This is a genomic window from Sphingomonas sp. LaA6.9 (genome assembly GCF_022601895.1).
Lineage (GTDB): Bacteria > Pseudomonadota > Alphaproteobacteria > Sphingomonadales > Sphingomonadaceae > Sphingobium_A.
In genome coordinates this window covers 1-19,428 of sequence record NZ_JAKVIO010000020.1, presented here as the reverse complement: position 1 = coordinate 19,428, position 19,428 = coordinate 1, and the positions used below count along the sequence as shown (strand labels likewise).

At 64.7% G+C, this 19,428-nt stretch carries 22 protein-coding genes; 16 read left to right on the top strand and 6 right to left on the bottom strand.

Annotated elements, in window-relative coordinates:
- Window positions 1-111 precede the first annotated feature (111 nt).
- The 11 genes from MKI88_RS11430 (at window position 112) to MKI88_RS11380 (ending at window position 10,124) form a co-directional block, all read left to right on the top strand.
- Entirely contained in the window at window positions 112-1,941 is a 1,830-nt protein-coding gene (locus MKI88_RS11430; RefSeq protein ID WP_241631513.1) for a DUF885 family protein, read from the top strand.
- Between the two features lie 223 nt (window positions 1,942-2,164).
- On the top strand, window positions 2,165-3,010 hold the full coding sequence (locus tag MKI88_RS11425; protein WP_241631512.1) for a helix-turn-helix transcriptional regulator: 846 nt from the start codon (window positions 2,165-2,167) through the stop codon (window positions 3,008-3,010).
- Window positions 3,011-3,090: 80 nt separating this feature from the next.
- The gene (locus MKI88_RS11420) at window positions 3,091-3,936 is read left to right on the top strand and encodes a helix-turn-helix domain-containing protein (RefSeq protein WP_241631511.1); all 846 of its coding nucleotides are present in this window, start codon (window positions 3,091-3,093) and stop codon (window positions 3,934-3,936) included.
- 83 nt (window positions 3,937-4,019) lie between these two features.
- Complete coding sequence (locus tag MKI88_RS11415; RefSeq protein WP_241631510.1) at window positions 4,020-4,430, top strand: Rrf2 family transcriptional regulator; 411 nt, start codon at window positions 4,020-4,022, stop codon at window positions 4,428-4,430.
- Window positions 4,430-5,899 carry a Fe-S cluster assembly protein SufB gene (gene sufB / locus MKI88_RS11410; protein ID WP_241631509.1) on the top strand — a complete coding sequence of 490 codons (1,470 nt, stop codon included), beginning with the start codon at window positions 4,430-4,432 and terminating at the stop codon, window positions 5,897-5,899. Before MKI88_RS11415 ends, sufB begins: the two co-directional genes overlap by 1 nt.
- The gene (locus MKI88_RS11405) at window positions 5,892-6,143 is read left to right on the top strand and encodes a hypothetical protein (RefSeq protein ID WP_241631508.1); all 252 of its coding nucleotides are present in this window, start codon (window positions 5,892-5,894) and stop codon (window positions 6,141-6,143) included. Before sufB ends, MKI88_RS11405 begins: the two co-directional genes overlap by 8 nt.
- Window positions 6,130-6,873: a Fe-S cluster assembly ATPase SufC gene (gene sufC / locus MKI88_RS11400; protein ID WP_241631507.1), complete on the top strand. Its 744-nt coding sequence runs from the start codon at window positions 6,130-6,132 to the stop codon at window positions 6,871-6,873. Before MKI88_RS11405 ends, sufC begins: the two co-directional genes overlap by 14 nt.
- The gene (locus MKI88_RS11395; RefSeq protein WP_241631506.1) at window positions 6,870-7,949 is read left to right on the top strand and encodes a SufD family Fe-S cluster assembly protein; all 1,080 of its coding nucleotides are present in this window, start codon (window positions 6,870-6,872) and stop codon (window positions 7,947-7,949) included. The genes sufC and MKI88_RS11395 overlap by 4 nt, the downstream gene beginning before the upstream one ends.
- Window positions 7,946-9,160, top strand: a complete 1,215-nt coding sequence (locus tag MKI88_RS11390; protein ID WP_241631505.1) for a cysteine desulfurase — start codon at window positions 7,946-7,948, stop codon at window positions 9,158-9,160. Before MKI88_RS11395 ends, MKI88_RS11390 begins: the two co-directional genes overlap by 4 nt.
- Window positions 9,157-9,636 (top strand): SUF system Fe-S cluster assembly protein, encoded by a 480-nt coding sequence (locus MKI88_RS11385; RefSeq protein ID WP_241631504.1) that lies wholly within the window; start codon window positions 9,157-9,159, stop codon window positions 9,634-9,636. Before MKI88_RS11390 ends, MKI88_RS11385 begins: the two co-directional genes overlap by 4 nt.
- A gap of 131 nt (window positions 9,637-9,767) precedes the next feature.
- On the top strand, window positions 9,768-10,124 hold the full coding sequence (locus MKI88_RS11380; RefSeq protein ID WP_241631503.1) for an iron-sulfur cluster assembly accessory protein: 357 nt from the start codon (window positions 9,768-9,770) through the stop codon (window positions 10,122-10,124).
- Here the strand turns inward: MKI88_RS11380 and MKI88_RS11375 are convergent.
- Complete coding sequence (locus MKI88_RS11375) at window positions 10,121-12,379, bottom strand: S8 family peptidase (protein WP_241631502.1); 2,259 nt, start codon at window positions 12,377-12,379, stop codon at window positions 10,121-10,123. The two genes, MKI88_RS11380 and MKI88_RS11375, sit on opposite strands and share 4 nt — an antisense overlap.
- Window positions 12,380-12,470: 91 nt before the next feature.
- Here MKI88_RS11375 and MKI88_RS11370 point away from each other — a divergent pair, with 91 nt between their 5' ends.
- Together MKI88_RS11370 and dapD are read left to right on the top strand one after the other, a co-directional pair.
- On the top strand, window positions 12,471-13,139 hold the full coding sequence (locus tag MKI88_RS11370; protein WP_241631501.1) for a pyrimidine 5'-nucleotidase: 669 nt from the start codon (window positions 12,471-12,473) through the stop codon (window positions 13,137-13,139).
- 2 nt (window positions 13,140-13,141) lie between these two features.
- Complete coding sequence (gene dapD / locus MKI88_RS11365; RefSeq protein ID WP_241631500.1) at window positions 13,142-13,984, top strand: 2,3,4,5-tetrahydropyridine-2,6-dicarboxylate N-succinyltransferase; 843 nt, start codon at window positions 13,142-13,144, stop codon at window positions 13,982-13,984.
- On the opposite strand, the gene MKI88_RS11360 is transcribed toward dapD, so the two are convergent.
- Together MKI88_RS11360 and MKI88_RS11355 are read right to left on the bottom strand one after the other, a co-directional pair.
- Window positions 13,985-14,530 (bottom strand): NADPH-dependent FMN reductase, encoded by a 546-nt coding sequence (locus tag MKI88_RS11360; protein WP_241631499.1) that lies wholly within the window; start codon window positions 14,528-14,530, stop codon window positions 13,985-13,987.
- 238 nt (window positions 14,531-14,768) lie between these two features.
- Window positions 14,769-15,134 (bottom strand): PRC-barrel domain-containing protein, encoded by a 366-nt coding sequence (locus MKI88_RS11355; RefSeq protein WP_241631498.1) that lies wholly within the window; start codon window positions 15,132-15,134, stop codon window positions 14,769-14,771.
- A gap of 224 nt (window positions 15,135-15,358) precedes the next feature.
- Between MKI88_RS11355 and MKI88_RS11350 the strand changes: the two genes are divergently transcribed.
- On the top strand, window positions 15,359-15,568 hold the full coding sequence (locus tag MKI88_RS11350; protein WP_241631497.1) for a hypothetical protein: 210 nt from the start codon (window positions 15,359-15,361) through the stop codon (window positions 15,566-15,568).
- 15 nt (window positions 15,569-15,583) lie between these two features.
- On the opposite strand, the gene MKI88_RS11345 is transcribed toward MKI88_RS11350, so the two are convergent.
- On the bottom strand, window positions 15,584-16,837 hold the full coding sequence (locus tag MKI88_RS11345; protein WP_241631564.1) for a D-amino acid dehydrogenase: 1,254 nt from the start codon (window positions 16,835-16,837) through the stop codon (window positions 15,584-15,586).
- Window positions 16,837-17,970, bottom strand: coding sequence for an alanine racemase (gene alr, locus MKI88_RS11340; RefSeq protein ID WP_241631496.1), 1,134 nt, complete (start codon window positions 17,968-17,970; stop codon window positions 16,837-16,839). Before alr ends, MKI88_RS11345 begins: the two co-directional genes overlap by 1 nt.
- A 125-nt stretch (window positions 17,971-18,095) precedes the next feature.
- On the opposite strand from alr, the gene MKI88_RS11335 reads away from it, so the two are divergent.
- Entirely contained in the window at window positions 18,096-18,545 is a 450-nt protein-coding gene (locus tag MKI88_RS11335; protein WP_241631495.1) for an Lrp/AsnC family transcriptional regulator, read from the top strand.
- Between the two features lie 244 nt (window positions 18,546-18,789).
- Window positions 18,790-19,197: a nucleoside diphosphate kinase regulator gene (gene rnk / locus MKI88_RS11330; protein WP_241631494.1), complete on the top strand. Its 408-nt coding sequence runs from the start codon at window positions 18,790-18,792 to the stop codon at window positions 19,195-19,197.
- A gap of 39 nt (window positions 19,198-19,236) precedes the next feature.
- Here rnk and MKI88_RS11325 read toward each other — a convergent pair.
- On the bottom strand, window positions 19,237-19,428 hold a 192-nt coding region (locus MKI88_RS11325), incomplete at its 5' end, for an RcnB family protein (protein WP_241631493.1).

Below are 19,428 nucleotides of genomic sequence, written 5' to 3'. Positions count from 1 at the left end.
CGCTTTCGACGAACGCCATATCCGCTTCGACGAGTCTATGGGGAGAGTTCACAACAGTGCGTTCTTTCCTCTAGGGTCCCGCGCAGAACTTTGTCTGGGAGATTCCACAAGATGCGCGTAATCCGCCCCGCCCTGTCGGCGCTGGCCCTGGCCGCCGCTGCCCCACTGCTCATTCTGCCCGTCGCCGCGCCCGCGCAGGCGCAGGCCGACCAGAATGCGGCGATCCTCAAATTCTTCGCCGATTATGACGCCGCGCAGCTCGCGCGCTCGCCGCTGTCCAAGTCCTATCGCGGGATCAAGGATGCCGACTATGGCAAATGGGACGAGTTCACCGACGCCGCCGAGGAGCGCGAATATGACGCCGATCAGGCGGCGCTGAAGGCGATGCGCGCGAAATTCGACCCCGCGCAGCTCAACGCCGAGAACGCGCTGTCCTTCCGCCTGTTCGAGAAGATGATCGAGCGGGGCACGCGGGCGTACCAGTATCGCGATTATGGCTATGTCTTCGACCAGATGAACGGACCGCACAGCCAGCTGCCTGCCTTCCTGATCAATATTCACCGCATCGACACGAAGGCCGATGCCGAAGCCTATGTCAGCCGCCTCAACGGTCTTGGCCCCGCGATCGACCAGCTGATCGCTGAATCGAAGGCGCGCGCCGCCGCTGGGGTGATGCCGCCCAAATGGGTGTACCCTTATGTGATCTCGGATTCGAAGAACGTGATCTCGGGCTTCCCCTTCACGCGGATGGCGACCGAGGCGCCGCTTTATGCCGATTTCAAGGTCAAGGTGGCGAAGCTCGATATCGCGCAGGGTGAGAAGGACGCGCTGCTCGCGGCTGCATCGGATGCGCTGATGAAGTCGGTCAAGCCCGCTTATGGCCGCCTGATCACCGAGATGGAGCGCCAGCAGGCGATCGCGGGCATCGATGACGGCGTGTGGCGCTTCAAGGAGGGGGCCGCCTATTATGCCGAGCGGCTCGCCAACTACACCACCACCGCAATGACCCCCGACCAGATCCATCAGGTCGGGCTCGACAATGTCGCGCGCATCCATGGCGAGATGCGCGAGATCATGAAGAAGACGGGCTTTTCCGGGGACCTGCAGGGCTTCTTCAAGTTCATGCGCGAGGACAAGCGCTTCTATGCGTCGAATGACGAGGCGGGCCGCGCGCTCTATCTCTCCGAAACCGAGAAGGCCAAGCAATGGGTGACTGCGAAGCTGCCCGACTGGTTCGCGACGCTGCCGCAGGCGCCGCTGGTGGTGAAGCCCGTCGAGGCATTCCGCGAGAAATCGGCGGGCAAGGCGTTCTACCAGCGCCCCTCGCCCGACGGGACGCGCCCGGGCACCTATTACGCCAATCTCTACAACATGGCGGACATGCCGCTGACCGAGGTCGAGGCGCTGTTCTATCATGAGGGGATTCCGGGGCATCACCTCCAGCTCGCGATCCAGACCGAATTGAAGGACGTGCCCGCCTTTCGCCAGTTTGGCGGCGTGACCGCCTATGCGGAAGGCTGGGGGCTCTATTCGGAGAAGCTCGCCAAGGACATGGGGCTCTACACCGATCCCTATCGCGATTTCGGGCGGCTCCAGCTCGAACTCCACCGCGCGATCCGGCTGGTCGTCGATTCAGGGCTCCACCACAAGAAATGGACGCGCGAACAGGCGATCAAATATGTCGAGGACAATTCAGCCGACGCGCCCGGCGGGATCGTCAAGGCGATCGAACGCTATATCGTCTATCCCGGACAGGCGACTGCCTATCTGGTCGGGCGGCTGAAGATCAGCGAGCTGCGCGACAGGGCGCAAAAGGCGCTGGGCGCGCGGTTCGACGTGCGCGGCTTTCATGATGTCATCCTCAAGAGCGGGCCCGTACCGCTCGACGTGATGGAGGAGCGCGTCGACGCCTGGATCGCGGCGGGCGGCAAGGCCGCGTGACGTATTGTGAATTAACCAAGAAATCCCGCTGCATGTCGATTCCATACAATACGAATCGTCGACCGGGGCCCTAAAGGGTCATGCGACCCGAAGGGCCCTTGAAATTCTTTAGGGGTTCTTGAACTTACGACCTGGCTGGCGTTCTGCCGGCCGGGTCGCTTTTCATGCCTTCGCTGTTGCGGTATATTGCCCTCCGCAACAATAAAATCGGGTCGAACGGGGCATGGACATCACGCTCGATTACGCGGCGCCCGAAGGCGATCTGCGCGAGTTACTTTCGGTTTTCTATGAATTCCGTGCGCCCATCCCAGTGTTCGAGGATGTCGAACGCGCCGATTTCGCGCAGATCCGCTTCATGCTGTCGGGGCAGGGCACCTATCATTTCGCGGACGGGCATGAGCAGGCGTCGTCGCCCGTCACCATCGTTGGGCCCACCACGGGCAATACCAAAGTGCGTGTCGAGGGGCCGATCCACATCTTCGGCGCGGGGCTGCTGCCCGCGGGCTGGGGCGCGCTGATGGGGTTCGAGGCTTCGACGCTGGTCAACCGCGCGATCGACGCGACGCACCTTTTCGGCCCGGGGCTGTTCGACGTGATCGAGGAGCTGCGCGCCGTCGACAGCCTGGAGGCCAAGGTCGCGATCGGCAGCCGCGTGACGCGTGAGCTCGCCAAGCGGATCGAGGAAACCCCGGTCTGGTTCACGCGCGTCGTCGACGAATGGCTGGAAAGCGCGCTTTCTCCCGACGTGCAGGATCTCGTCGACCGGATCGGGCTTTCGCGCCGGCAGGTCGAACGCCAGTGCAAGCGCCTCTATGGCGTGCCGCCCAAGCTGCTTTCGCGCAAATATCGCGCAATACGCGCCGCCACCACGCTCGCGCGCGGCGAGGCCGAGGTCGGCGAGCTGATCGGCGAAAGTTTCTACGACCAGTCGCATTTCATCCGCGAGATCAAGCAGTTTACCGGGCTTACCCCCAAGCGCTTCAGCGAGGATCTGCCCGTTCTCGCCAAGCTGACCGTCAAGCCCGCCGAGCTTGCCGGCAAGGTCGACCCGATCGTCTTCCAGACCTGAATCCCCTGATTGATCGGGAGATTTGATGCCCGCCATGGCGTGCGCTAGTCTCGCGCCGGGTCGATGCGAGGGGGTATCCGATGGATATGTCGCTGACCTATGCCGCGCCTGACGCGGATCTGAGCGCCTATATCACCGCTTTTTACGAGTTCCGCGCGGATGTGCCGCACTTCGAGGCGGGCGAGTGCGCCGACTATGCGCAGATCCGCTTCGGCTTTTCGGGCAGCGGCACATGCCGTTTCGCCGATGGCCATATCCAGCAGATCCCGATCATCAGCATCATCGGCCCGACCACGGGCAACACCAATATCCGCGCCGAGGGGCCGATTCACCTGTTCGGCGCGGGACTGCTGCCTGCGGGCTGGGGCGCGCTGTTGGGGTTCGAGGCATCAATGCTCGTCAATCGCGCGGTCGATGCCACGGACTTTTTCGGCGCGGCGCTGGCGGGAATCATGGAGCGCCTGCACGCCGCGCCGACGGTGGAGGACAAGGCGGTGATCGCCAGCGCGCTGTTCCGCGAGCTCATCCAGCGCGACCGGCAGGTGGCGCTCGCCTTTACGGGCCGGGTCGACGCGTGGCTCGCTGCGTCCCCTTCGCCCATGGTCGACGATCTCGTGGCGACGCTGGAACTGTCGCGGCGGCAGGTCGAAAGGCTGTGCAAGCGATATTATGGCGCGCCGCCCAAGCTGCTCGCGCGCAAATATCGCGCGCTTCGCGTGGCGGCATCGCTGGCGCTCGGCGACGGCGAGACAAGCGGGCTTATGGCGGAAAACTTCTACGACCAGTCGCACTTCATCAAGGAAATCAAGCAATTTACGGGGATCACGCCCAAGCGCTTCGAGGATGCGCTGCCCGTGCTTGCGCAGTTGAAGCGCGGTCGCGTCGATATCGCCGGGCCGACGGATCCGCTCTTTCAGGGAAGCTGAGCCCTCCGGGGTTGATCCCGCGGCGGAGCCTCGCCATATGGCAATCGGAACGAATCAGTCCGATTTGAGAGTCATTCGCAAAGATGCGTCTTTCGAGCCTTGCCGATTATGCCGTCGTGATGATGTCGGCCGCGGCGCGCCATTGCGGCGCGACGAAGATGAACGCGACGACGCTCTCCGCCGAGACGGGCATTCCGCTGCCCACCGCGCAGAAGCTGGTCAGCCGGCTGTCCGCTGCGGGGCTTATCGAATCCAGCCGCGGTACGGGGGGCGGGATCCGCCTCGCGCGCCCGCCCGCCGCCATCAGCCTCGCCGATGTGATCGAGGCCGTCGAAGGACCCATTGCAATGACCCCCTGTGCCGAACATGGCGCCCATGACTGCGCGCTCGAAGCCGATTGCCGCGTGAAGCCGCACATGAATGCGGTCAGCGGCGCGGTACGCGGCGCGCTCGCTGGCGTGACACTGGCATCGCTTTCGGGGAGGGCGCACTGATGGCCACCAAGAACGCCGAAGCGCTCGCTGCCGCCGAGAAGCTCAGCCAGTATGAATGGGGCTTCACCAGCGATGTCGAACAGGATTTCGCGCCCAAGGGGCTGAACGAGGACACCGTCCGCTTCATTTCGGCCAAGAAGCGCGAGCCCGAATGGATGCTCGAATGGCGATTGAAGGCCTATCGCCACTGGCTGACGATGGAGAGTCCCGACTGGGCCAAGCTCTCGATCCCGCCGATCGATTATCAGGACGCCTATTATTATGCGGAGCCGAAAAAAAAGGCCGAGCTGAACTCGCTCGACGAACTCGATCCCGAAATCCTCGAAACCTATCGCAAGCTGGGCATCCCGATCGCCGAGCAGGAAGTGCTCGCAGGGGTCAAGGGCGCGCGCAAGGTCGCGGTCGATGCGGTGTTCGACTCGGTTTCGGTCGCCACGACCTTCCGCAAGGAGCTTGAGGAGGCGGGGGTGATCTTCCGCTCGATCAGCGAGGCGATCCGCGAATATCCCGAGCTCGTGAGGAAGTGGCTCGGCAAGGTCGTGCCGCAGCACGACAATTATTTCGCGGCCTTGAACTGCGCGGTCTTTTCGGACGGCACCTTCGTCTACATCCCCGAGGGCGTGCGCTGCCCGATGGAACTCAGCACCTATTTCCGGATCAATGCCGAGAATACGGGGCAGTTCGAGCGCACGCTGATCGTCGCGGACAAGGGCGCTTACGTCTCATACCTCGAAGGCTGCACCGCGCCGATGCGCGATGAGAACCAGCTCCACGCCGCGGTGGTCGAGCTGGTCGCACTGGACGATGCCGAAATTAAATACTCGACGGTACAGAACTGGTATCCGGGCGATGCGGAAGGGCGCGGCGGCATCTATAATTTCGTCACCAAGCGCGCACTGTGCCAGGGCAAGAACTCCAAGGTCAGCTGGACGCAGGTCGAGACGGGTTCGGCGATCACATGGAAATATCCGAGCTGCGTGCTCGCGGGCGAGAACAGCGTCGGCGAATTCTATTCGGTGGCGGTCACCAACAACCACCAGCAGGCCGATACCGGCACCAAGATGATCCACTTGGGCAAGAACAGCCGCTCGACGATCGTGTCGAAGGGGATCAGCGCGGGGGTGTCGAGCAACACCTATCGCGGCCTCGTCCGCGTCGGCCCGACCGCCGAGAATGTCCGCAACTTCACCCAGTGCGACAGCCTGTTGCTCGGCGACAAATGCGGCGCACACACCGTGCCCTATATCGAGGTGCGCAATCCCTCGGCGCAGATCGAGCATGAGGCGACCACCTCGAAGATCAGCGACGACCAGCTCTTCTACGCGATGCAGCGCGGGCTCGATCAGGAAAGCGCGGTGGCGCTGATCGTGAACGGGTTCGCCAAGGAGGTGCTCCAGCAGCTCCCGATGGAGTTCGCGGTCGAGGCGCAGAAGCTGCTCGGGATCAGCCTGGAGGGGTCCGTTGGCTAGCCTCTTTTTCTTTGAGAGCACGACCTACTGGTCAGACGGCGATGAGCGAGCGCATTTCGCATGGCTCGATCAGATCAACGGAGTGAGCAGAGTCTATGGTGAGCTGCGGAAGCTCTATCTCGACTTGAACCTTGGCCGACTGACAGCCGAGGATATTCGCGAGCTGAGGGCGGTATACCGCCGATATGGCGGCGATCTGGAGCAGCTTAAAGATTTGAAAGAAGCCGTTAATGTTGAAGATTGAAAACCTCCACGCCGAAGTTGACGGCAAGCCGATCCTCAAGGGGCTGTCGCTCAGCCTGAATGCGGGCGAGATCCATGCGATCATGGGCCCCAATGGCGCGGGCAAGTCGACGCTTGCCTATGTGCTCGGCGGGCGGCCCGGCTATGAAGTGACCGCAGGGTCGGTCAGCTTCGAAGGCGAGGATCTTTTCGAGATGGAGCCGCACGAGCGTGCGGCGGCGGGGCTGTTCCTCGGTTTCCAGTATCCCGTTGAAATCCCCGGCGTCTCCAATGTCCAGTTCCTGCGCGAGGCACTCAACAGCCAGCGCAAGGCGCGGGGCGAGGCGCCGCTTTCGGGGGGAGAGTTCCTCAAAGTCGCGCGTCTGCAGGCCGACCGGCTGGGCTTCGACATGGAGATGCTCAAGCGCCCCGTGAATGTCGGCTTTTCGGGCGGCGAGAAGAAGCGCAACGAGATGGTCCAGATGGGGATCATCGGGCCGAAGCTCGCGGTGCTCGACGAGACCGATAGCGGCCTCGACATCGATGCGCTGCGCGTCGTCGGCGACGGCATCAACCGGATCATGCGGGCGCCTGACAAGGCGGTACTGCTGATCACGCACTATCAGCGGCTGCTCGATTATGTGCAGCCCGATTTCGTCCATGTTCTGGCCGACGGAAAGATCGTCCGTTCGGGCGGCAAGGAACTCGCGCTCGAACTCGAACGCGAAGGCTATGGAGCGATCGCGGCGTGACATTGGCGCTCCCCTCGACGCGCGAGGAAGCGTGGCGCTGGTCGGATCTTTCGGCGCTGTCCACGCTTGCGGAGGCGCCGCACGCCGAACGTCCGCTTGCCAAGCTGCCCTGGCTCGATCTCGGCGGTCCGCGCCTCCTCTTCGTCGATGGCCTGTTCGATGCTTCGCAGAGCGCGCCGGGTGAAATGCTGGTCGGCGACGTCGCCGCAACCAGCACGCACCCACTCGGGAGTCTCGCCACGGCCAAGGGCTGGACGCTCGCGCTTGGTCGCGATGCGGCGAGTTCGGGGCCGGTCGAAATCGTCCATGTCGCCACGGGCGGCGCCAATCACGTCGCGGGGCGCATCGCGCTCGACGAAGACGCGCAGGCAAGCATTGTCGAAACCTTTATCGGTGATGGCTGGTCCAATCGCCTCACCGAAATCACGCTTGCGCCGACTGCGCGGCTGATGCGCTCGGTACGCCTGCTCCAGTCGAGCGGCTTCGTCTCGCTGCGCGACGAGGCGACGGTCGGGCAGGGCGCCAGCCTTGTCAGCATCTTCCTTGGCGCGGGTGGCGCAGACAGCCGGATCGACGGCGCGGTGGCGCTGACCGGTGATGCGGGTTTTGCTGAGATTGGCGGTACGCTGCTCTGCCGTGGCGACCAGCGGCAGGAGGCCGCGATCGTATTGCGTCATGACGCCGAAAATGGCGTCAGCCGCCAGACCTGGCGCGCGGTGGCCGCGGACAAATCGGCCGCCAGTCTTGCCGCGCGCGTCGAGGTTGCGCGCGGCGCGCAGAAGACCGATGGCGAACAGTCGCTGCGCGGACTGCTGCTTCAGCGCACCGCGACTGTGAACCTCAAGCCCGAGCTCGAAATCTTTGCCGATGACGTCAAATGCGCGCACGGCGCGACCGTCGGCGAACTCGACAAGCGCGCATTGTTCTACCTCGAATCGCGCGGGATTCCCCCGGCTCAGGCCGAGGCGCTGCTGACGCGCGCCTTCGTCGCCGACGCGCTCGAGCGGATCGGCGAGGACGCGGTGCGCGAGGCATTCACTGCGGATGCCGATGCGTGGCTGGAGGCGGCGCTGTGAGCGTGCTCGCGGATACCCGCCCTCTCGACCATCTCGCGGACTTTCCCGCGATCCCCGAGGGCTGGCGCTATCTCGACAGCGCGGCGACTGCCCAGAAGCCGCGCGCCGTGATCGACGCGATCGCGCGCGGCTATGGCGAGACCTATGCCACCGTACACCGCGGCGTCTATCAGCGCTCGGCCGAGATGACCGTGGCGTTCGAGGCGGCACGGCAGCGGATCGCGCGCTTCATCGGTGCGGGCGCGGCCGAGGAGATCGTCTTCACGCGCGGCGCGACCGAGAGCATCAATCTCGTCGCGCATAGCTGGGGCAATACGCATCTGAAGGCGGGGGACCGCGTGCTGCTCTCGATGCTCGAGCATCATTCGAACATCGTGCCCTGGCAGCTGCTGCGCGACCGCACGGGGATCGGGATCGACGTCGCGCCGCTGACCGGGGACGGCAGGATCGACCTCGACGCGGTTGCGGCGATGCTGACCCCTGCGCACAAGCTCGTCGCGCTGGCGCATGTCTCGAACGTGCTCGGATCGGTGCTCGATGCAAAGCGTGCGGCCGAACTGGCGCATGTCGTTGGCGCGAAGCTGCTGCTCGACGGCTGCCAGGCGGTGCCGCGCCTGCCCGTGAACGTCGCCGAGATCGGCGCCGATTTCTATGCCTTTTCGGGGCACAAGCTTTATGGCCCGACTGGCATCGGCGTGCTCTGGGCGCGGGGCGAGATCCTCGAATCGATGCCGCCCTGGCACGGCGGCGGTGCGATGATCGACAAGGTCACTTTCGAGAAGACCACCTATGCCCCGCCCCCCGCGCGCTTCGAGGCGGGGACGCCGCATGTGGTGGGCGTGATCGGTCTCCACGCCGCAGTGGACTATGTCGACGCGATCGGGCTGAACGCGATCCACGCGCATGAAGCAGCGCTGGTGAAGGCCGCGCGCGAGGCGCTTGGCGCGATCAACAGCGTGCGCCTGTTCGGGCCCGAGGATTCGGCGGGAATCGTCAGCTTTGGCATCGAGGGGGTTCATCCCCACGATATCGGCACCATATTGGACGAAAGCCATGTGGCGATCCGCGCAGGACATCACTGCGCGCAGCCGCTGATGGCGCATCTGGGAGTCGACGCCACCGCGCGTGCGAGCTTCGGCGTCTATTCGAGCGAGGCCGATGTCGAGGCGCTCGCCAAGGGTATAGAACGGGTAACGAGGATCTTCGGGTGAACGAGGAACGCAAGATATTGGTCGAGGAAGTCGGCGAGGCGGTAAAGCCCCCCAAGGCGCGCGTCGAGGACGTGGCGGCCGAAACGCCGCGCGAGACGATGGAGCGCAAGCGCGACTATCTCGAGGGGTTCCTATCGCAGAAGCCAGCGGCCGACCCGGCGGGCGCGCCGGGCGGCGACCTCTACGAGGCGGTGATCGCCTCGCTGAAGGAGATCTTCGATCCCGAGATTCCCGTGAACATCTACGATCTCGGGCTGATCTATGGCGTCGACATCACCGAGGACGGCCATGCCGTCGTCACGATGACGCTGACTACGCCGCATTGTCCGGTCGCCGAGTCGATGCCCGCCGAGGTCGAGCTTCGCGTGGGCGCGGTGGCGGGGATCGGATCGGCCGAGGTCAATCTCGTCTGGGATCCGCCATGGGACCCGCAGAAAATGTCGGATGAGGCCAAGCTCGAACTGGGAATGCTCTGACATGAATTTGGCCGCTCACCCTGAGGAGCAGCTGAGCAAAGACGAAGCTGCGTCTCGAAGGGCAGTCCTTCGAGACGGGACTTCGCCAGGCTCAGTGCCTCCTCAGGGTGAGCGGGTTTGGAGTTGAGTTGATGACGGCCACTACAACACGCGCGCGTCCCGCCGCGGTGATCCTGACCCCCTCGGCGGAGGCGCGGATCGCGACGCTGATGGCGAGCGCGCCGGAGGGCACGCTCGGCCTCAAGCTCTCGACCCCGCGGCGCGGCTGTTCGGGGCTCGCCTATTCGGTCGATTATGTGAGCGAGGCGGCGAGCTTCGACGAGCGCATCGAGACGCCCGCCGGGCCCTTCTTCATCGATGCTGCCTCGGTCCTCTACCTGATCGGCTCGACGATGGACTGGGTCGAGGACGATTTCACCGCGGGCTTCGTCTTCAACAATCCCAACGCCAAGGGCGCGTGCGGCTGCGGCGAGAGCTTTACCGTCTAGAAGTCCATGCCGAAGCGGAGCGCGACCCCGATATCATCGGGCGCGTACCACAGATTTCCCGGATCCTGACGGTAGAACAGGTTGGTGGTAAGCCAGCCCGGACCCAATGGCCGCGCATAGCTGGCCTCGAGGTCTATCTGCTGGCCCACGGGGGAGAGCCCCAGACGGCGGACGGCATAGGTCGTTATGCCAGTGCGATAATCGTAGTTTTCGGGCAATGTCAGCCGGAGGCCGCCGCTGACGATCCTGAGCGGTTGCGCCATCCGCAACGCGACGCGGTCGTTGCCGTCGAACACGCCAATTTTGATGGCATCGAAGCCGAAGGCGTTGCTCCTGAGCGTGCCGAGCGGTGCCCGTGTGATGCCCTGTCGCAGCGTCCCGCCCAGCTGCCAGCCGCGGCCCAGATCGAACGCGGCATCTACGTCGAGGAACCAGCTCGTCGCGCCATTGCCGCCGAGTGCTGGGCCGAAGCGCGCGCCCAGCACGGTTTCCTTCTCGCCTAGCCGGCTTGCCTCCACACCCAGCGCGAGCTTGCCCAGTCGGCCGTCGAGTCCGAGCGAAATCCGGTCATAGCCATGACGGCCATAATCGCCGCGCAGTCGCACCGCCTCGGCGGGGTCATAGAGCAGCGCGGATCCGGTTTCGGCGGTGACCATGATGCCCAGATCGGCAAGCTGGTGTCGCACCGCGACCGCAGATCTGGTCTGACGTTCGAACCCGAGGCCACGCGTCGGCGCTTCAGCGACGAGGAAGGCGGGTTCGCGCTTGCCCTTCAATGCGGCGGCAATCGTTCCCGCGCTGGTATGGAAGCCCAGTGCAAACTCGGTGCGCGGGGCGATCCGGCTCGCGACGAAGCCTGCGGTCGCGCGCGCCAGTTCGGCCTCCTCGCGCGTCAGCAGCATGCGCGTGCCGCGACCACCATCCGTGACCGAGACCGAAAAGGCGAGCGCGCGCCCCGCTGCGGCAAGCTGGCGGCCGCCCTGCGCCAGTGCAGGGGCCAGCGCGCGCGGACGTGCGCCTGGGCTGAGCGTCCGTGCAAGATCGAGCACATAGGCGCGGCCATAGCCGTCGAGCATGATCGACTGCGCAGTGCCGGCCTTCGCCGCGTCGCCCATTGCGGGGGACATGGTCGCATTGCTTGCGATCGACACGGGGGTCATCGAGCCCGCGAGCGACGTCTGCCCCTGCGGCTGGAAGGCGCGCGCGAGATCGAGCGCGCCCTGGCCATAGGTCGCGTCGTCGCCTGCAGTTCCCAGATCGCGCGCCGAATTGAACAACAGGTCGACGATCTGGCGGCCGGTGAGATTGGGAAAGGCCTGCGCGAGCAACGCCACCGCGCCCGAGATCACCGGGGCGGATGCCGAAGTGCCGCTGAACTGGATCAGCGCACCATTCTCGTTGACGGTGACCACCCGGCTGCCCAGCGCGGTCAGATACTGGGCCTGCGCTCCGCCGGCCTGATTGCTGAAGCTGGCGAGCGCATCATTGGCGTCGAGCGCCCCCGCGATGATGACGAGTCCGCGCGCAACCGGATCGAGTGCGATCTGCGCCAGCGGATCGGGCGTGGCGGCGGCGTCATTGCCCGCCGAGATGACGATGACGATCCCCTGCGCCGTTGCGCGGTCGATAGCGGCGCGCAGCACGCCGCCCGCAGCCGAGCCGCCGAGCGAGATATTGATCACGCGCGCCTGATTGGTTCGCGCCAGATCGACCCCCCGCGCGATCGCGCTGTCGGGATGCTGGCAACCCTGCTGATCGACGGGACCGCTGGTGTTGGTGCAGCTCCCGGGTTCGTCGGTCTTGGCGATCAGCAGCGTCGAATTGAACGCGACGCCGTGCATCCCGCTGTCGTTCTTCACGGCTCCGATGATGGCCGCGACCGCGGTCCCATGGCCGTCCTCGTCGGCCATGGGACGCGTGCCCGCAAGATCGGCCGAGGCGGTGCTGATCTTGCCCGCGAACTCGGACAGCGCCGGATTGATCCCGCTATCGACCACAGCTGCGGTGATTCCGGTGCCCGTGGCGCCGGCCTGATAGGCGCTGATCGCCTTCGAACTGACGGCGGCGTTGGACTGGCGATATTCGGCGGTATCGAAATTGGTGCTGGGAGGCGGAGGCGGCGGTGGCGGTGGCGGCGGCGCGAGCGGCGCTGGCGTCGGAGTCGAATTGACGCCGCCTCCCCCGCCGCATGCCGCCAGCGATACCGCGAGCGGAATCGCGGTGCCCAGCAACAGGATGTGTCTTGCGGTCATCATTCCAAGCCCCAGCCCCCGAATCATCGAAAGGCTACCGCATCGCGGCTTGCCTTGAACTTAATATAGAGGCTCGGCTAAACGCCTGTCCCGAATGATCGGCGCGCTCACCCATATCCGCAACTGGATTTTCGACCTCGACAACACGCTCTATCCGCCCGGAGCCGAGCTGTTCTCGCTGATCGACGGACGTATGGGCGCCTATATCGCCGAACTGCTTTCGGTCGATCTTGTCGAGGCACGGCGCGTCCAGAAGGGCTATTTCCGGGCGCACGGCACGACTCTGGCGGGGCTGATGGCCGATCATGGCGTCGACCCGCACCATTTCCTCGATTTCGTCCACGACATTCCGCTCGATCGGCTGTCGCACGACGCGCATGTCGCGGAGACGCTGGCAGCGCTGCCGGGGCGGCGCATCGTGTTCACCAATGGCGACGCGCTCTATGCGGCACGCGTACTCGACAAGCTGGGACTGGGGGGCGTGTTCGAGACCGTCTACGACATCCACCAGCTCGATTATCGGCCCAAGCCGCAGGCCGAAGGCTATGCACGGATGTGTACCGCGCTCGACATCGATCCGTACCAGTCGCTGTTCGTCGAGGACATGGCGCGCAACCTCGTCCCCGCCAAGGCGCTCGGCATGACGACCGTCTGGATCAACAATGGCTCGGAACTCGGCAATGAGGGTGTTCAGGCCGGGATGATCGACTATGAGGTCGCCGATCTTGGCGAATGGCTGAAACACATAACCGAAAGCGAGTGACGATGAGCGACAATCTCCGGGCGGTGATCGAACAGGCGTGGGACGCGCGCGAGACGCTGGGACTCGATACCAAAGGCGAGGTGCGCGACGCGGTGGGCCATGCGCTCGCCGAACTTGATTCGGGCCGTGCGCGTGTCGCCGAAAAGACCGGAAACGGCGAATGGGTCGTCAACCAGTGGCTCAAAAAGGCGGTGCTTCTGTCCTTTCGCCTCAACGACAACGCGCTGATCTCGCACGGTCCGGGTGCGGCGCACTGGTGGGACAAGGTTCCGTCGAAATTCTCGGGCTGGGACGAAGCCGCTTTCCGTACCGCGGGCTTCCGAGCGGTGCCGGGCTCGATCGTCCGCGCGGGCGCGCACGTCGCAAAGGGCGCGGTGCTGATGCCGAGCTTCGTCAATATTGGCGCCTTCGTTGACGAAGGCACGATGGTCGACACCTGGACCACGGTCGGAAGCTGCGCGCAGATCGGCAAGAACGTCCACCTGTCGGGGGGTGTCGGCATTGGCGGCGTGCTCGAGCCGCTTCAGGCCAATCCCGTCATCATCGAGGATAATTGCTTTATCGGCGCACGATCGGAAGTGGCCGAGGGCGTGATCGTCGAGGAGGGCGCGGTGCTCTCGATGGGCGTCTATCTCGGCGCCTCGACCAAGATCGTCGACCGCGCGACCGGCGAAGTCTTCGTGGGACGCGTGCCGTCCTATGCCGTGGTCGTCCCCGGATCGCTGCCCGGCAAGCCGCTGGCCGACGGCACGCCGGGTGCGGGGCTCTATTGCGCGGTGATCGTAAAGCGCGTCGACGCGCAGACGCGCGCCAAGACGGGCATCAACGAACTGCTGCGCGACTGATCAGGCAGCCTGGGCGCGGGGGAGGTTCGCGCGCGCGTCGCGCAACACGCTCCCCCACCAGACCAGCCGATCGAGCATCGTCGAGAGCGCGCGTCGGGCGCGCTCGGGCTCGTACAACGCGCCATTCGCGCCGAACTGCTCCCAGACATTCGCGAAACTGAGCTGTTCGCGCACCGTCACCATGTCGAGCTCGGCACAGACCAGCCTCAGCTGTTCCACGGCGCGCAGCCCGCCCGAGATACCCCCATAGGAGATGAAGGCGACGGGTTTGGCGCTCCATGCGTCGTCCGCGGAATCGAGCAGTGCCTTGAGTGCCGCAGGGTAGCCGTGATTATATTCGGGCGTCACGAGTATATAGCCGTCTGCGGCTTCGATCCGGGTTCCGAGCACGTCGCTGCCTGTTTCCTCATCGCGTGGATCGATGATGTCCAGCGCGATGTCGCGGCGCACTGCGATTTCGGCAATCGCCCAGCGCGCGACGGTGTCGCACAACCTGAGCTCGCGCGTGCTGCCATAGATAAGTGCGATATTGAGCATGGAATGCATGCGGAGTGGCTCCTTGCTGTGTCTCGGAGCGCCTTCGATAGAAGTTCAAGTGAAGTTGAGATCAAGCGGTTTTTTCGCATGCGCCCAAAACAAGATGGCCTGGCAGGAAATTCCTGCCAGGCCATCAGGGCGGGCCCCCGCTCCAAGAGAAGTGGCCCTTGGGTCGCAGGAGCCTTAAAACATCTTTAACTATCGCAAGCTGTGCGCCAGCGCACAGCTTGCGAAAAATATTAGCCGATCAGTACGGGTAGGTGACGCCGTAATGGTCGTAGACCCGCCTGCCATAATCACGGTCATAGACAGGTTCCTCATCCACGCCATAGCGCGGCGCGTTGTCGAGCAGCGACTTGTCGAGATCGACGACATAGCCGCCCTGGGTGGTATCGTAGTTCAGCATGCTCCAGGGCAGCGGGTAATGATCCTTGCCCATGCCAAGGAAGCCGCCGAACGACAGTACGGCGTATTCGACGTTGCCCGATATCTTGTCGACCATGAAGTTCGACACAGAGCCCAGTCGCTCGCCCTGGCGGTTATAGACGGCCGTGCCTTCCACCTTGTCGGATGCAATCAGCGTGGCGGTTTCATCGGTTGCGATGTCAGTCATTATCCCTCTCCTTTTTTACTGGGATGAAAAGGTAACGGGTCGCAAACGCCATGGGTCCGCTCGTTTCGTTTGCGGCCGAACACTTCATCCGAAACGTGGGTCTCACTGGCCACATACCGGGGTGCGACTCACGCGGCTTTGGCTTATGCTCACGCTTCGCATGATGGGGTGGGCACAGCGCACCGGTCGGGCGCGTCCATCCGGCTGGTTCCAGCAGTCAGAGGGTGACGATGATCGAGCAGGACGACCTTTCCTATTATACGCGGCGCGAGCGTGAGGAGCGCAGGCTTGCCGACAAGGCGGCCGAGAATTGCGCGCGCAAGGTCCATACGCGACTCGCCGACGAATATGCGCGACGCGCGCAAAGCGCGCTGCTGCGCGAGCGAATCCATGAGGCGCCCCGGCGCGCCAAGGCGCCTGTGGAGAATGCCTGACGCTTCGGGCGAGGCTCAGGCGTAGCGGCGGATCGAAAGGTCGCTGGTATCGATCGCCGCCCGGCGATCGCTCATCAGATCGGCGATCATGTGACCCGAACCGCATGCCATGGTCCAGCCCAGTGTTCCATGCCCGGTGTTGAGGAACAGGTTGGAAATTTGCGTCGCGCCGATCACGGGGGTGCCGTCGGGGGTCATCGGTCGCAGTCCCGACCAGAAGCTCGCCGCGCCTAGATCGCCCGCACCGGGGAACAGGTCGCCGACCGAGAAGGCCAGCGTATCCTTGCGCCGCGGCGGAAGCGCGTTGTTGTAGCCCGAAATCTCGGCCATGCCGCCGACGCGGATGCGATCGCCCAGCCGCGTGATCGCGATCTTGTAGCTTTCGTCCATCAGTGTCGAAACGGGCGCACGTTCGGGATCGACGATGGGCACGGTGATCGAATAGCCCTTCACCGGATAGACGGGCAGGCGGATGCCGTGCGGCCGCAGCATGCGCGCCGAATGACTGCCGAGCGCCACCAGATAGCGGTCCGCGACGATCTCGCCGCGATCGGTGCGTACGCCGCGGACCTCTCCGCCCATGACGTCGATCGCCTCGATCGATTCTCCGTAACGGAACGTCACGCCTTTGCGCGCGGCCATATCGGCCAGCGCACCTGTGAATTTGAAGCAGTCGCCGGTCTCGTCATTGGGCAGGCGCAGGCCGCCGACGAATTTGTGGCTGACCGCGGCCAGCGCGGGCTCGGCGGCGATGCAGCCGGCGGGGTCGAGCACCTCGTGGGGAACACCGCTGGCCTTGAGCACCGCCACGTCCTTGGCGGCGTCGGCGAGCTGCTTTTCGGTGCGGAACAGCTGCAGCGTCCCCTGCATGCGCTCGTCATAGGCGATGCCCGTGTCCGCGCGCAGGTCGATCAGCCGGTCGCGGCTGAATTCGGCAAGACGGACCATGCGTTCCTTGTTGATCGCATAGCGCGCCGAGGTGCAGTTGCGCAGCATAGCGAAGAGCCAGCCGAGCATCTCGCGGTCGATCGCGGGGCGCAGGATCAGCGGCGGGTGGTCCATCAGGAGCCATTTGATCGCCTTTTGCGGGATTCCCGGTCCCGCCCATGGCGAGGCGTAACCCGGCGATATCTCGCCGGCATTGGCAAAGCTCGTCTCGAGCGCAGGGCCCGGCTGGCGGTCGATCACCGTGACGTCATGCCCCGCTTCGGCCAGGTACCAGGCCGATGTAACGCCGATCACGCCGCCGCCCAGAACCGCAATCCGCATCATTCAGCTCCCTGTGCGCCGAAGCCCCCGACATAGCGCCGCGCGTAGCGACGGCCGAGGCTCGTCAATATCTCATAGGAAATCGTCCCCGCATCGGCGGCAACCGGGTCGATCGTCTGGTCTGCGCCGATCAGGTCGACCCAGTCGCCTTCGGCGATCGAGGCCTCGGGAAGCGCGGAGACATCGATCGCCATGCTGTCCATCGACACGCGCCCGACGATCGGCAGTCGTTTCCCGCCGCGCCAGGCCGCGCCCCTGTTGGACAGCGATCGCGGCCAGCCATCGGCATAGCCCACGCCGAGTGTCGCGATGCGTCGGGGTCCATCGGGCCGGAAAGTCAGCCCATAACCCACACCTGTGCCCGCCGAGATCGTGCGGAGCTGAACGATCCGCGCTTCGAGGCGCACCACAGGCCGCATAGACGGGGCCGTGATGTCGCTCGGCGTGCCGCCGTACAGCGCGATGCCGGGTCGCACGAGATCATGGCGAAAGCGCGCGGGAAGGAAGATCCCGCCCGAATTGGCCAGCGACCGGGGGACGCCCGGAAAGAGCGCGGCCATGGCATCAAAAGCGTCGGCCTGCGCCCCATTGGCGGGCGCGGCGCTGTCATCGGCGCAGGCGAGATGGCTCATGACGAGGCGCAGCCGCACCCATTTGCGGAAATCGGGATCCTGCGCGAGCGATCGGGCTTCCTCGGGCGCTACGCCGAGGCGCGACATGCCGCTGTCGAACTGCAGCGCGGCGTCGAGCGGCCGGCCCGATTGCTGCGCCAGCGCCTGCCAGCGCACGGCCTGCGCTATGGTATTGAGCACCGGAATGATTCCTGCCGAAGCGCACAGTGCTTCGGTGCCCGCGACAAGTCCGTTGAGCACATAGAGATCGGCATCGTCGGGGAGCAGCGGCTTTGCCTCGTGCGCTTCGGCCAGATGCGCGACGAAGAAGCTGCGGCAGCCCGCGGCAACGAGCGTCCGGAGCGTCGGTGCGATGCCGAGGCCATAGGCATCCGCCTTGACGACTGCGGCACATTCGGCCGGTGCGACATGTGCCGCCAGCCGCGCATGATTGGCGGCCAGCGCGTCCAGATCGATTGTCAGCCTGCCCGTGGCACCTGTGATCGCCGGGTCCGGGGTCATCGCGCTCCTCCTGTCGTGACATGCAGGATGGAGGTGGATCGTTCGAATATCATTTCTATTATTCGAAGACTCGACGAAACTAAGTACGAAATTCGCTTATAAGTTCGCGAACGCGGAGAATTGTTGTGCATCTCGATTCGATCGACAGGACCATCATCAGGCTGCTGCGCCAGAATGCGCGGATGCCCAACAGCAAGCTCGCGACCGAGGTCGGGCTATCGGCCTCGGCCTGTCTGCGTCGTGTCGGGCTGCTCGAGAAGGCGGGGGTGATAAAAGGCTATGCCGCGATCATCGGCGGGGTCGAGGATGAGGGCATCGTCGCCATCGTCCGGATCACGCTCGAACGGCAGACCGAGGAATATCTCAACCGCTTCGAGAGCGCGGTGCGCCGGCACCCCGAGATAGAGGAATGTTTCCTGATGACGGGCGACGTCGATTATATCCTTCGCGCACGCGCATCGAGCGCGGCCGCCTATGAGCGGCTCCACAAAGAGATATTGTCGCGGCTGCCGGGGGTCGTGCGGATCAATTCGAGCATTGCGATGCGCAGTGTCATGGCCGCGCGCGGAGCATGACCGTCACGCCGTGCGCCCAGTTTGCGCTTGAATCCCGGCGGGTGAGGCACGATGTTGCGCGCATGGCTTTCGCTCCTGCCCATTACTGCGCGCTTTCGCGTCGGGAGAACCCGCTCGAGCTGGGTGTGCCCCAGGTCTGAGGGCGCGCCTGCGCCCCGGCTTGGGGCGTCTCTTTCCACAATCCGATGAATTCTTGGCGTCGCGGCCGTGCCGGCACGCGCGCCCATGCACAGGACCTGCCATCATGCGTCACATCGCGAGCGGCGACGCGCCGCTTCCAACAATCGTCGTCAGCGAGGCCGATCAGGATCGGCTCTACGATCTCGCTTATGCCATCCAGCGGACCGCACCTGAGGTCGCCAAAGTGCTCCTGCAGGAAATGGGGCGCGCCGAAATCCGCGAGACCGATGCAATTTCACATTCGGTCATCGCGATGGGCTCGCTGGTCCGTTTTCGCGACGAGGACGGGCAGGAGCGCACGATCACGCTCGTTTATCCCGGAGAGGCCGATATCGAAGCGGGCCGGATTTCGGTTGCGACTCCCGTTGGCGCAGCGCTGATCGGGCTGAGCGTCGGCCAGTCCTTTCGCTGGACGGGGCGCGACGGACAGGATCATGTGCTTACCGTGCTGGGAGTCGCCGCCGGCGCCTGAACAAAGGGCGCCCGGCACATGACCGGGCGCCCTTCGCCCTCACCAGAAGAAGCTGTAGATGACGTCGACGACATAGCCTGTGCGCGTGTCGACGAGCAGCACATCGTTATAGTATCGCGTCCAGCGATACGGCCCATAGGCAGGCGGCAGGCGGTAATACCAGGGATCATCAAGCCAGTAGCCCGAACCCCAGAGCATCGAGTCGAGATAGACGCCCGTCGCAAAGCGGCG